Here is a 12,322-nt window from a genome sequence, read left to right on the forward strand (position 1 = left end):
ACACCATGAGCAAGACAATCCGCCTGACGATGGCGCAGGCGCTGACCCGCTTTCTCAGCAAGCAGATGGCCGAGATCGACGGCAACAAGGTCCCGATCTTCGGCGGGGTCTGGGCGATCTTCGGCCACGGCAATGTCGCCGGCATAGGCGAGGCGCTTTATCAGGTGCGCGACGAATTGCCGACCTTCCGCGCCCACAATGAGCAGGCGATGGCGCATGCTGCGATCGCCTACGCCAAGGCCAACTTCCGCCGCCGCTTCATGGCCGCGACATCTTCGATAGGTCCCGGTGCGCTCAACATGGTGACGGCTGCGGCGCTCGCCCATGTAAACAGGTTGCCCGTCCTGTTTCTGCCCGGCGATGTCTTCGCCAACCGCATCCCCGATCCGGTGCTGCAGCAGGCCGAGGACTTTTCCGACGGCACGGCGACGGTCAATGACTGCTTCCGTCCGGTGTCGCGCTATTTCGACCGCATCACCCGGCCGGAGCAGATCATTCCGGCGCTGAGCCGTGCCATGGCTGTGCTGACCGATCCGGCCGAGTGCGGCCCGGTGACGCTGTCGCTCTGCCAGGATGTCCAGGCCGAAGCCTATGACTATCCCGAAAGCTTCTTTGTCGAGCGCGTCTGGCACCAGCGCCGGCCGCGCCCTGATCGCCACGAATTGGCCGCCGCGGTCGCGGCGCTGAAGGGAGCAAAAAAGCCGCTGGTGATCGCCGGTGGCGGCGTCCTCTATTCCCAGGCTTCGAACGAGCTGGCGAAATTCGTGGAAAGCGCCGGCATTCCGGTCTGCGAGACGCAAGGCGGCAAATCCTCGCTGCCGGACGACCATCCGCTCAACATGGCGGCGGTTGGCGTCACCGGCACCTCGGCCGCCAACCGGCTGGCCGAAGAAGCCGATGTCGTGCTTGCCATCGGCACACGCCTGCAGGATTTCACCACTGGCTCGTGGGCGCTGTTCAAGAACTCCGGCAAGACCATCATCGGGCTCAACGTCCAGCCCTTCGACGCCGGCAAGCACCGCGCGCTGCCGCTGGTCACTGACGCGGCCGAAGGTCTGGCCGAACTGGGTGCAGCGCTGAAAGGCTGGAAGGCACCGGTGACCTGGACGGACAATGCGACCAGCGGCAAGACGGCCTGGCAGGCCGAGGCGGCAAAGGTGACGGCGTCGACCAATGCCGCCTTCCCGTCGGATGCTCAGGTGATCGGCGCCGTGCAGCGCGCGATGGGCTCTGGCGTGACGCTGTTGCATGCCGCCGGCGGTCTGCCGGGCGAGTTGCACAAGCTCTGGCAGGCTGGCGCGCCTGGCTCCTATCACGCTGAATACGGCTTCTCGACCATGGGCTACGAGATTGCCGGCGGGCTGGGCACCAAGATGGCGAAGCCCGACGAAGAGGTCGTCGTCATGATCGGCGACGGCTCCTATCTGATGCTGAATTCCGAGATCGCCACCTCGGTGATGCTCGGCCTGAAGCTGACCATCGTGCTGCTCGACAACAGGGGCTATGGCTGCATCAACCGGCTGCAGATGGCGACCGGCAGCGCCAACTTCAACAACCTCCTGAAGGACGCGCGTCACGAAGTCCTGCCCGATATCGACTTCGCCGCGCATGCGGCGAGCATGGGGGCGATTGCCGAAAAGGTGCCGTCGATCGCCGGATTGGAAAACGCTCTGGAAAAATCCACGAAGAACAACCGCACCACGGTGCTTGTCATCGACACCGACCCGCTGGTTTCCACCGATGCCGGCGGTCACTGGTGGGATGTGGCGGTGCCGGAAGTATCGGCGCGGCCGCAGGTTAACGCGGCGCGCAAAGCCTATGATGAGAAGCGGCAGATGCAGACAATCGGCGATTGATGTAACGCGGCCAAGCCCCTACCTCCGCCTTGTGGGGAGGTCGGACCGAAGGTCCGGGTGGGAGTCCGGCGCCGCACCCACCCGCTGCTTCGCAGCGACTTGCCGGGGCGAGCCACGGGTCTCGCCCGTCCTTCGGACCCCCACAAGGGGGAGAGTGAATACGAACTGAAACTGGAGTCACGACTTGAAAGCCAAACTGGGCATGTCCCCCATTGCGTGGTGGAACGACGATCTTGCGGAACTCAGCGATGACGTGTCGCTGGAGGAGTGTTTGCGCCAATCGCGTTCGGCCGGCTTCACCGGCATGGAAATGGGCCGGCGTTTTCCCAATGACCCCGATGTCATGCTGCCGATCCTCAAGGCAGCCGACGTGACCCTGTGCGGCGGCTGGTTCTCCGGCACGCTGGTCGATGGGGGGATGGCCGACAATAAGGATCGCATCCAGCCGATGATCGACCTGTTCAAGGCGGTGAACGCGCCTTGCATCGTCTATGGCGAGGTCGGCCGCTCGATCCAGGGCGACCGCTCCAAGCCGCTGGCCACCAAGCCGAAGCTTTCGGATGACGAGATGAAGGCCTATGCGAAGCGCCTCACCGAATTCGGCGAATGGTGCGCCGAGCAAGGCATGCCGCTGTCCTATCATCACCACATGGCGGCGGTGGTCGAGACCGAGCCGGAGCTCGACGCGTTCATGCGCTATTCGGGCGATGGCATTCCATTGCTGCTCGATGCCGGCCATCTGGCATTCGCCGGCGGCGACGTGCTGCGCGCCATCGACAACCATCACAAGCGCATCAGCCATGTGCATGTGAAGGACGTGCGCATGGGCGTGATCGAGAAACTCGACCGCACGAAACAGTCCTTCCTCGACGCGGTGGCGCTGGGTGCCTTCACGGTACCGGGCGACGGCTCGCTCGATTTCGGCGCCATCGTGCAGCGCTTTGCCGACCATGGCTATGAGGGCTGGTTCGTGGTCGAGGCCGAGCAGGACCCGAAGAAGAACCCGCCGCTCAGGATGGCGCAGGTCGGCTACAAGGAATTGATGCGCGTCATGACCGCCGCCGGCTACACGGTCGAAACGCAAGGCTTTCCAAATGTCTGATCAAGGGAGGCCTGATGCGATGGGTTCCCGGCGAAGCCGATTGCTGTAGATTGGCCCGATGAAAGATTACGAACACCCCTTCTTCCGGCCTTTGTGGCGGCGTGTCGCCGTCGTCGCGGTCTGCGTCATCTGGTCGATCATCGAGTTCGCCACCGGCACGCCGTTCTGGGGCGTCATCGCGCTTGGTTTCGCCGGCTACGCCGTCTGGCAGTTTTTTTACCTCTACAAGCCCGCGGACGAGGGCAAGGCCGAGGCCGAACCGAAGGAGTGACAGGGATGTCGAAGCTGCTGGTGAAGGCCGACAAGGGCCATGGCCGCGTCGCCCATGTGACGCCGGAGAACGCAAGCTGGAGCTATGTCGGTTTCGACCTGCATCGGCTGCGGCCCGGCGAGAGCGCTTCCGGAAAAACCGATGATCGCGAAGTCTGCCTGGTGTTCGTCACCGGCAAGGGCAACGCGAGAGGCGGCGGCAAGGATCTCGGCCTGCTTGGCGAGCGCATGTCGCCCTTCGAGGGCAAGCCGTGGTCGGTCTACGTTCCGCAAGGCTCCGACTGGTCGGTGACGGCGGATACCGAGCTGGAACTCGCGGTCTGCTCGGCGCCGGGCCTTGGCGGCGGTCTGCCGGTGCGGGTGATCGCACCGGACGATCTCGGCCAGGAGGTGCGCGGCAAGGGCACCAACACGCGCTACGTCACCAACATATTGCCGGAGGGCAAGCCGGCCGATTCGCTGCTGGTGGTCGAGGTCATCACGCCCGGCGGCCATACGTCGAGCTATCCGCCGCACAAGCATGACCAGGACAATCTGCCTGAGGAATCCTATCTCGAGGAAACCTATTATCACCGGCTCAACCCGCCGCAGGGCTTTGCCTTCCAGCGCGTCTACACCGACGCCGACAAGAACGGCCATCGCGCGCTCGATGAAGCGATGGCGATCGAGGATGGCGATGTCGTCCTGGTGCCCAAGGGCTATCATCCCTGCGCCGCCTGCCACGGCTACGACCTCTACTATCTCAACGTGATGGCCGGGCCTAAGCGGACGTGGAAATTCCACAATGCTCCTGAGCACGAATGGCTGATGAAGGCCTGATCGATCGTCTCTTCCGGGTAAAGCTGTTGGTCCAACCCGAAAAAAATGCCGGCTAAGGACCGGAAGGCTCGATTTGCCTTCGAAAACCCTTCAAAGCTTCGTCAATCCGTCATGGAAATCACCTATGGCAACGGGACTGACGAGGACTTCCTAATGCGCTACGCCCTCTATTTCACCCCCCGGCAGGACGAGCCACTGGCGCGGATCGCCGCCAACTGGCTTGGCCGTGACCCATTTGGCGGCGCGACAAGGCCGGCCGAGGCGGTGGCCGACCTGTCGGCGGCGGAGGTTGCTTTCCACACAGCTTCGGCGCGCCGCTATGGTTTTCACGCCACGCTGAAAGCCCCTTTCCGCCTGGCCGCCAGCGAAACCGAAGCCTCGCTGCGCGCCGCACTCGACCATTTTGCCGAGGCGACGCCGGCGGTGAGCATCCCGCGTCTCATCGTCAGCCAGATCGATGGCTTCTTCGCACTGGTGCCGGACGGCCCGCTGCCTGCGCTCAACCGCTTCGCCGATGATGTGGTGCTCGGCTTCGACCGGTTTCGTGCGCCGTTGACCGAGGCAGAAATCGAGCGGCGCAGCCCGGATTCGCTGAAGCCGGCCGAGTTCCGCAATCTCTGCCAATGGGGCTACCCCTATGTCTTCGAGACCTTTCGCTTCCACATGACGCTGTCCGGCCGAGCGGGGCCACAGGAAAGCCCTCGTTTGCGCGCAGCAATCGACAGTCTGTTTGCGCAGGTGCTGCAACAGCCGCTGCTGGTGGATGCGCTGACGTTGTTCGTCGAAACCGAACCGGGCGCACCTTTCATGGTGCTTTCGCATCATGCGCTCGGGCGCCGCCCGGCCAGAAAAACTGCCTGACACCCAGCCGGAATAACCCCAGCCGGAATAACCAAGGACTGCCTGAAATGACCGCCGAGACTGTTCTCCACAACGCCCGCATCGTGCTTGCCGACGAGATCGTCGAGGGTTCGCTGGTGCTGCGCGACGGCCTTATCGCCGGCATCGACGTCGGCACCAGCCAAACCAGTGGGAGCATGGCCGGCGAGGATATGGGCGGCGACTACATCATTCCCGGGCTGGTCGAGCTTCACACCGACCATCTCGAAGGCCACTACGCGCCGCGGCCCAAGGTGCGCTGGAATCCGATCGCCGCCGTGCTCGCCCATGACGCGCAAGTGGCGACCGCCGGCATCACCACCGTGCTCGACGCCTTGCGCGTCGGCATGGACGAGGACGCCGACCTGACATCCGCCGATATCCGCAAGCTGGCCGATGCGATCGAGGACAGTGTGCAGCAGGACCGTCTGCGGGCCGACCATTTCATCCATCTGCGCTGCGAGGTTTCGGCGCCGGACTGCCTCAAGGCGTTTGCCAATTTCGACGGCGACGAACGGGTGAAGCTGGCATCGCTGATGGACCATGCGCCTGGCCAGCGCCAGTTCGTCAATCTCGAGACCTATGCCTATTATTACCAGCGCAAGCTCAAGCTGACCGATCGCGACTTCAAACTGTTCTGCGAAAAACGCATGGCGGAATCGGCGCGCAATTCGGTACCGAACCGGGCAGTGATCGCCGCCGCCTGCCACGAGCGCGGCATCGTTTTGGCAAGCCACGACGACGCCACGCTTGGCCATGTCGGCGAGGCGATCGAACAGGGCGTGCGCGTCGCCGAATTCCCCACCACGGAGGAAGCCGCCAGGGCCTCGAAAGAGGCCGGACTCGGCGTGCTGATGGGCGCGCCCAACGTCATGCGCGGCGCCTCGCATTCGGGCAATGTCTCGGCCCGCACGCTGGCCAGCGACGGCCTGCTCGACATCCTGTCGTCCGACTATATCCCCTTCAGCCTTATCCAGTCGGCGTTCTTCCTCGGCGACGTCGTCGACGGCATTTCATTGCCGCAGGCGGTCGCCATGGTCTCGAAAAACCCGGCCGAAGCGATTGGCCTGACCGACCGCGGCGTCATCGAGCAGGGCCGCCGCGCCGACCTCGTGCGCGTGCGCGTCGACGACCATGTCCCGGTGGTACGCACCGTCTGGCGCCAGGGACGCCGGGTCGCATGATGGTCTCGGCGTCAATCGAGCGTGAATTGTCGGCGGAGACGTTTCCGATCCGCGATGGCGTCTTCGTCGCCGTCGTCGGCCCTAGCGGCGCCGGCAAGGACACGGTGATCGGCTTTGCCCGCGCCTGCTTCAGTGAAGAGACCCGGCTGGAGTTCGTCCGCCGGGTCATCACCAGGCCGAGCGATGCCGCCAGCGAGGATCACGACACGCTGGCCGAGGCCGCTTTCGTGGAAGCCGAAGCCGATGGCGCCTTCGCCATTTCCTGGGAGGCGCACGGCTTGCGCTATGGCATCCCCGTCGATGTCGACTGGTCCGTCGCCAATGGCCGTGTCGCGGTGGCGAATGTGTCGCGCGCGATTATCCCGACGCTGCGCGAGCGCTATGCCAATCTGGCCATCGTCGAGATCACCGCCTCGCCTGAAGTGCTGGCCGAGCGGCTGGCGATGCGCGGCCGCGAGTCCCGCGGCGAAGTGCTGGCGCGGCTGGCCCGCAGCGCCAATGTCACTCTGTCCGGCCCTGGCGTCACCTCGATCGACAATAGCGGCCCGCGCGACGCGGCCGGCGAGCGCTTCGCCGAGGTACTGCGCAAGGCGATGGCCTTTTCGACATGTCGGGGCTGATCTAACCTGCTTCGAGCCGGCCTATTCCGCGGCCGCACCAGCGGCGCTTTTGCGAGTGGCGTCGACCATCAGCCGCCGTTCCCGGAACACGCCCCATTGCTGGTCGACCAGCACACCGATGAGGATGACGCCGCCCATCACCGCGAAGTTGAGCGAGGACGGGATGCCGAGCAGGTTGACGAGGTTCTGAAGCTCCTGCAGCAGCACCGTGCCAAGGATGACGCCGATCAGCGAGCCCTCACCGCCGCGCAGCGAGAAGCCGCCGAGCACGGCGGCCGCGATGGCGTAGAGTTCGTAGAACTGGCCGTGGCTGGCCGGCGAGATCGAGCGCGTATACATGGCGAAATAGATCGCCGACAGCGCCGTCAGCACACCGCATATGACGTAGGCGGCCATGACGATGCGGCCCGTGCGGATGCCCGAATATTTCGCCGCCTCCTCGTTCTTGCCGATAGCGTAGAGATAGCGGCCAAACACCGAGCGGTGCAGCACCACCCACATGACGATGGCGATTACGATCAGCGCGATGAAGCTGTTCGGCACGCCATATGAGCGCCCGGCCGTGAGGAATTCGAGGTTCGGGAAATTCTGGCCGAAGGCAAAGCCGGCGGTGCCATCGGCGGTGTAGAAGCGGGCGACGCCGCGGTAGATCAACAGGCCGCACAGCGTGACGACGAACGGCTGCAGCTTGAGCCGCGTGATCAGCCAGCCATGCACCAGGCCGATGATGGCACCGAGCAACAAGATCAGCACGAAGGCCAGCGGCCAGCCCACCTCGCGCACGGCGATGAAGTCGATGAACAACGTTCCCAGCAGCGCAACCACCGAGCCGACCGACAGTTCGATGCCGCCGGTGATGATGACGAAGGCCTGGCCGATCGACAGGATGCCGAACAGGCCGATCAGGTTGGAGGTGTTGGCGAGGTTGATCGGCAACAGGAAGCGCGGATTGATGATCGTCACGATGGCGCCGACCACCAGGATCAGGATCAGCAGGCCGAGATCTTTTTTGCTCATCGTTTTCTCCCCATGCCGAGCGACCCGCGCTTGCGCGAGACCCCGGCAAAAACCTATTTCGGCTGCTTGCCCACCGCCAGCAGCAGCACGTTTTCCTGGCTGAACCGGTCCTTGTCGAGAATGCCAGAGATCTGGCCTTCATGCATGACCGCGATGCGGTCGGACACGCCGATCACCTCTTCCATGTCGGAGGAGATCATCAGCACGGCCACGCCGGCATCGGCCAGAGCGCGCATCAGTCCGTAGATTTCCGCCTTGGCGCCGATGTCGATGCCGCGCGTCGGCTCGTCGAGGATCATTACTTTCGGATTCATGGCCAGCCATTTGCCGAGCACGACCTTTTGCTGGTTACCGCCCGACAGCGTGCCGGTGCGCGTCTGTACGGACGGCGCCTTGATGCCGAGATCCTTCTTCTGCTTCTCGGCGGTGGCGATCTCGGCACTTGTGGACACCAGCGAACGGCGCGCATGCGCCGGCAGATTGGGCAGCGAAATATTCTGGGCGATCGACAGATCGAGCAGGATGCCGGTCAGCTTGCGGTCCTCCGGCACCAGGAAGATGCCATGCGCGACGGCGTCGGCAGCCGAGCCCAGCACGAGCGGCTTGCCGTCGAGCTCGAGCGCGCCGCCAAGGCTTGAGTCAATGCCGAAGAACACCCGCGCCAGTTCGGTGCGGCCGGAGCCGACAAGGCCGGCAAGGCCGAGGATTTCGCCGCGCCTGACGTCGAGATCGACCGGCCGGCCGGGATAGGCCGGGGTGCGGATGGCCTTGGCCGAAAGCGCCGTGGCGCCGGGCGCGCGCGCGGCCTCGGAGGCCTTTTCGCGTTCCTTCAGCATGCGGCCGATCATCAGCTTGACCATCTGGTCATGGCCGATGTCGCTCTTCGGCAAGGTGCCGGCCAACATGCCGTCGCGCAGCACCACGACGCGGTCGGCGACTCGCTCGACTTCGTGCAGGCGGTGCGAAATGAAGATGACGCTGATGCCGTCTGCCTTCAGCGCCTTGATGACGTCGAGCAATTTGTCGGTCTCGGCGAGCGGCAGGCTCGATGTCGGCTCGTCGAGGATGACCAGCCTTGCCTCGATCGACAGCGCCTTCGCGATCTCGACCATTTGCTGCTGCGCCAGCGACAGGGTCGCAACCGGTGTGTCGGCGGAAAAATTGGCGCCGACGCGCTTCAACAGCGGCGCCACCATGGTGCGCAGTTTTGCGCGGTCGACGAGCTTGAACGGCCCGGCGCGCAACGGCTCGCGGCCGAAGAAGATGTTGGCGGCGACATCGAGATTTTCGAACAGATTGAGTTCCTGGTGGACGAAGGCGATGCCCGAGCCCAGGCTGGCTTCGACGGTCAAGCCCTTGTGGGCGGTGCCGTCGACCGTGATCGTGCCGGTGTCGGGCGTGGTGACGCCGCCGAGGATCTTCATCAATGTCGATTTGCCGGCGCCGTTTTCGCCGACGAGGCCGATGACCTCGCCCGGCCTGACCTCCATGGAGAAGCCATCGAGCGCGACGACGCCCGGATAGGTCTTGCGCACGTTCTCGAGGCTGAGGAACGGGGTGGTCGTAGCGATGGATGTGTCGGAATAGTTCATCATGCCTGACAGCAGTTGGCGGGCTGATCTTGTGGCAGACTGACGATCCTCGCGCGGTTCGTCAATGCGAGCAGCCGGCCCAAGCGAAGTTGAGCCGGCTGAACTGCTTCAAGTTTAGTTTCCAGACATTGCCTTCAGGTTGGCGGCATAGGCGTCGACATCATCCTTGCCGATGATCTTGGTGGGAACGATGATGAGGCCACCTTCCGGGATGCCCGACTTGTCGCCCTTGAGATAGGAAGCCATCAGCTTCATGCCCTGATAGGCCCATTCGAAGGGCTGCTGCACGACGGTTGCGGCAACGGTGCCTTCCTTGACGCCGCCCAGCGTGATCGGATCGTCATCGAAGCCGACGACGGTGATCGAGCCGAGCTTACCGGCGTCGCGCAGCGCTTCATAGATGCGCGGCGTGTTGTAGGAGTAGAAGCCGACCATGCAGGTGACGTCGGGGCTGGCGACCAGCGCGTCCTCGACATTCTTCTTGGCGCGCGCCTGGTCGATGTCGTCGCCGCGCACGTCGATCAGCTCGATCTTGGTGCCGGCCAGGCCGTCCTTCATGCCCTGGATGCGCTCCTTGGCATTGTCGGCGCCGAGCAGGCCGACGAAGCCGAGGCACTTGCCGCCATTGGGCATCGCCTTCTTGGCGATTTCAGCCGCCTGCTTGCCGGCATCGACGTTGGATGAGCCGATATAGGCAACGCGCTTGGTCTGCGGGGCGTCGCTGTCCGTGGTGAACAGAGCCGTTTCCGAAGCGATCTTGTTGAGCCCGTCTGTCGAGGTCTTGGGATCGACGGCCGAGACCATGATGCCCTTGACGCCAGCCGTCACCAGATCGTCCATCAGCCGCTGCTGGATGGCGACCGAGGACTGCTCGGGATATTTGAGTTCGAGATTGTAATCCGGCAGTTCGCCTTGCGCCTTCTTGACGCCGGCTTCGGCGGCCTTCCAGAAATCGGAAGCGCCGTTGACGACGAAGGCCAGCGTCGGCTTGTCGTCGGCGCGCGCGATTGCCGTGGCCGACAGGCCGAGCAGCAGCGCCGCGGTGGCCACGGATGCGTTTCGTATCAAAGATTTCATGTTCAACCTCCCATTTGGTTTAGTCATCAGACAGACTGGTCTTAGTCACCTGAATTTGCCGTTTGCAGCTTGGACGCCCCTCCTCCTCAAAGGGTTTCCGGCAACGAAAGAATGGCGCCCTTCCAGCCACGATCATGGACCTTAGAGACTCATCTCTCGTTCGTAAATAGTCCGATTTGTCTGACATATCGTAAGTCCGAGACAAGGCTCGCGGAGATGATATCCGCTCGCCATCGGCCATTTGCGCACACCCCCGGTCCCGGGCCCAGGCGGCCCGGACGCGACAAATCGACGGTACAGCGCATTCTTGTATTAGTAAACAGTATTAGTTTCGCGGTGGCACTCGGGACGGGATTTCGGTTTCGCGCGTATCTGCCGCGAGCCGTCGCCTGGCTGCGACAACGCCTGGGCTTTATGACACTTGAGTTGTGAGTTGTCCAGATTCGCGTAGCGAGTGGACCTCAAGGTCGCTAATACATATAAATGAGCTGTGGCGATTTCTATAAGCCGACAACGTCCACGCCATCTTGGCGGCCCCGACAGGCCATCGCCAGACGGGCTGAGGGAGTGACATGAGCGATAGTCCGGCCATCGACAAAGCGAGGCGCCGCAAGGCGCCGGCGAAGGGCGCCAGGGGTCGTGTCACCATGACCGATATCGCCAGGGCGGCCGGATGCTCGCAGGCGACCGTCTCCTTCGTGCTCAACAATTCGCCAGGGATCAAGCTGTCGCAGCAGACCCGCGAACGGGTGATCGAGGCCGCGCGGACCCTTGGCTATACGGCGCCCGCCTTCTCGGCGCTTCACCCGGCGTTGCCTGCCTTCAAGGAGCCCGCCTTCGAAGGACTCGACGGTGTGATCGGCTTCGTCGTCGACCAGCTCGCCACCAGCCCGGAAGCCGTCGTCGCCATCGAGGGCGCGCGGCAGGCCTCGTGGAATGCCGGAAACGTGCTCTTGGTGGCGCAGACGCTGGGCGATGCAGTCATGGAGCCGCGCGCCATCGCGGCACTCACCAAGCGGGGCATTTCGGCGCTGATCTACATGACTATCTTCACCCGCGAGATCACCGCGCCCGATTATCTCTACGGCCTCGACATCCCGGTGATCCTGCTCAACTGCTACACATCGGACTACGCCTTCCCGGCCGTGGTGCCGAGCGAGATCGCCGGCGGCCAGAACTCGACCCGCCATCTGATCAGCCACGGCCACCGCCGCATCGCGACCATCACCGGCGAGCCGTGGATGCAGGCGGCCCAAGACCGGCTGAAGGGCTATCGCCGCGCACTCGCCACCGCCGACATCCCGTTCGATTCCGAGCTGGTGGTCGAGGGCGACTGGTCGGCCAGTGCCGGCTATGCCGCGACCGTCAAGCTCTTGGCGCTGAAGGACCGTCCGACCGCCATCTTCTGCCAGAACGATCGCACCGCGATCGGCTGTTACGAAGCGCTGAAGGAAGCCGGCCTGCACATCCCCCAGGATATCTCCGTCGTCGGCTACGACGACGAGGAAATCGCCCGCCATCTGTTCCCGCCGCTGACGACTTCGATCCTGCCGCACATGGCGATGGGCCAATGGGCGATCGAACAGCTCGAAGCGCCGGCGGTGCCGGGGCGGGGAAGGTATCCGATCACCAAGCTGGAATGCCCGCTGGTGGAGCGGGAGAGTGTAAGGGGGATGGGGACACTGCCCTAGCCATGGCGGCCGCTCGTCGATGACGCTGGCATAGCCGCATGAGCGAGGAGCGGGTCGTCGTGCTCCTGCAGGAAAGCCTCGGCATTTACGATCAAGACCGGTGCGATGAAACCGGCCGACACGCGCCAAGTGATCGTCGACACCACCGTACAGCCGAAGAACGTCATGTTCCCGACCGATGCCAAGCTCATCCAGCGGCTTTAGCCAGACGACAC

Annotated in this window: 11 protein-coding genes and 1 pseudogene; 9 read left to right on the forward strand and 3 right to left on the reverse strand. The window is 63.9% G+C overall.

Annotated elements, in window-relative coordinates:
- The first annotated feature begins 5 nt into the window (after positions 1–5).
- The 7 genes from iolD (at position 6) to phnN (ending at position 6,730) form a co-directional block, all read left to right on the forward strand.
- Complete coding sequence (gene iolD / locus NKJ01_RS16305; protein ID WP_352729357.1) at positions 6–1,856, forward strand: 3D-(3,5/4)-trihydroxycyclohexane-1,2-dione acylhydrolase (decyclizing); 1,851 nt, start codon at positions 6–8, stop codon at positions 1,854–1,856.
- A gap of 184 nt (positions 1,857–2,040) precedes the next feature.
- Positions 2,041–2,958 (forward strand): myo-inosose-2 dehydratase, encoded by a 918-nt coding sequence (iolE, locus tag NKJ01_RS16310; protein ID WP_352729359.1) that lies wholly within the window; start codon positions 2,041–2,043, stop codon positions 2,956–2,958.
- 58 nt (positions 2,959–3,016) lie between these two features.
- On the forward strand, positions 3,017–3,229 hold the full coding sequence (locus NKJ01_RS16315) for a hypothetical protein (RefSeq protein ID WP_023761908.1): 213 nt from the start codon (positions 3,017–3,019) through the stop codon (positions 3,227–3,229).
- Between the two features lie 5 nt (positions 3,230–3,234).
- Entirely contained in the window at positions 3,235–4,047 is an 813-nt protein-coding gene (gene iolB, locus NKJ01_RS16320; protein ID WP_352729361.1) for a 5-deoxy-glucuronate isomerase, read from the forward strand.
- A gap of 153 nt (positions 4,048–4,200) precedes the next feature.
- A complete protein-coding gene (locus tag NKJ01_RS16325; RefSeq protein ID WP_352729425.1) occupies positions 4,201–4,908 on the forward strand; it encodes a DUF1045 domain-containing protein in 708 nt (235 codons plus the stop codon).
- A gap of 47 nt (positions 4,909–4,955) precedes the next feature.
- Entirely contained in the window at positions 4,956–6,110 is a 1,155-nt protein-coding gene (locus NKJ01_RS16330) for an alpha-D-ribose 1-methylphosphonate 5-triphosphate diphosphatase (RefSeq protein ID WP_352729363.1), read from the forward strand.
- Positions 6,107–6,730, forward strand: a complete 624-nt coding sequence (gene phnN / locus NKJ01_RS16335; protein ID WP_352729365.1) for a phosphonate metabolism protein/1,5-bisphosphokinase (PRPP-forming) PhnN — start codon at positions 6,107–6,109, stop codon at positions 6,728–6,730. Before NKJ01_RS16330 ends, phnN begins: the two co-directional genes overlap by 4 nt.
- A 21-nt stretch (positions 6,731–6,751) precedes the next feature.
- On the opposite strand, the gene NKJ01_RS16340 is transcribed toward phnN, so the two are convergent.
- The 3 genes from NKJ01_RS16340 to NKJ01_RS16350 form a co-directional block, all read right to left on the reverse strand.
- Positions 6,752–7,747 (reverse strand): ABC transporter permease, encoded by a 996-nt coding sequence (locus tag NKJ01_RS16340; protein WP_352729367.1) that lies wholly within the window; start codon positions 7,745–7,747, stop codon positions 6,752–6,754.
- A gap of 53 nt (positions 7,748–7,800) precedes the next feature.
- Positions 7,801–9,339, reverse strand: a complete 1,539-nt coding sequence (locus tag NKJ01_RS16345; protein ID WP_352601844.1) for a sugar ABC transporter ATP-binding protein — start codon at positions 9,337–9,339, stop codon at positions 7,801–7,803.
- Positions 9,340–9,453: 114 nt separating this feature from the next.
- Positions 9,454–10,416 carry a sugar-binding protein gene (locus NKJ01_RS16350; protein WP_031260946.1) on the reverse strand — a complete coding sequence of 321 codons (963 nt, stop codon included), beginning with the start codon at positions 10,414–10,416 and terminating at the stop codon, positions 9,454–9,456.
- A gap of 647 nt (positions 10,417–11,063) precedes the next feature.
- Here NKJ01_RS16350 and NKJ01_RS16355 point away from each other — a divergent pair.
- Together NKJ01_RS16355 and NKJ01_RS16360 are read left to right on the forward strand one after the other, a co-directional pair.
- Positions 11,064–12,107, forward strand: coding sequence for a LacI family DNA-binding transcriptional regulator (locus tag NKJ01_RS16355; protein ID WP_502905884.1), 1,044 nt, complete (start codon positions 11,064–11,066; stop codon positions 12,105–12,107).
- 23 nt (positions 12,108–12,130) lie between these two features.
- Positions 12,131–12,305: pseudogene (locus NKJ01_RS16360) on the forward strand (IS5/IS1182 family transposase); the annotation flags it as partial.
- Positions 12,306–12,322 lie beyond the last annotated feature (17 nt).

The sequence above is a fragment of the Mesorhizobium sp. M0276 genome (genome assembly GCF_040321755.1).
Taxonomy (GTDB): Bacteria; Pseudomonadota; Alphaproteobacteria; order Rhizobiales; family Rhizobiaceae; genus Mesorhizobium.

Excerpts from the sequence above, each read along its gene's own strand:
- NKJ01_RS16350 (WP_031260946.1), bottom strand. The coding sequence starts at position 10,416 with ATGAAATCTTTGATACGAAACGCATCCGTGGCCACCGCGGCGCTGCTG.
- NKJ01_RS16355 (WP_502905884.1), top strand. The coding sequence starts at position 11,064 with ATGACCGATATCGCCAGGGCGGCCGGATGCTCGCAGGCGACCGTCTCC.
- NKJ01_RS16315 (WP_023761908.1), top strand. The coding sequence starts at position 3,017 with ATGAAAGATTACGAACACCCCTTCTTCCGGCCTTTGTGGCGGCGTGTC.
- iolD (WP_352729357.1), top strand. The coding sequence starts at position 6 with ATGAGCAAGACAATCCGCCTGACGATGGCGCAGGCGCTGACCCGCTTT.
- iolB (WP_352729361.1), top strand. The coding sequence starts at position 3,235 with ATGTCGAAGCTGCTGGTGAAGGCCGACAAGGGCCATGGCCGCGTCGCC.
- phnN (WP_352729365.1), top strand. The coding sequence starts at position 6,107 with ATGATGGTCTCGGCGTCAATCGAGCGTGAATTGTCGGCGGAGACGTTT.
- NKJ01_RS16330 (WP_352729363.1), top strand. The coding sequence starts at position 4,956 with ATGACCGCCGAGACTGTTCTCCACAACGCCCGCATCGTGCTTGCCGAC.
- NKJ01_RS16325 (WP_352729425.1), top strand. The coding sequence starts at position 4,201 with ATGCGCTACGCCCTCTATTTCACCCCCCGGCAGGACGAGCCACTGGCG.
- NKJ01_RS16340 (WP_352729367.1), bottom strand. The coding sequence starts at position 7,747 with ATGAGCAAAAAAGATCTCGGCCTGCTGATCCTGATCCTGGTGGTCGGC.
- NKJ01_RS16345 (WP_352601844.1), bottom strand. The coding sequence starts at position 9,339 with ATGAACTATTCCGACACATCCATCGCTACGACCACCCCGTTCCTCAGC.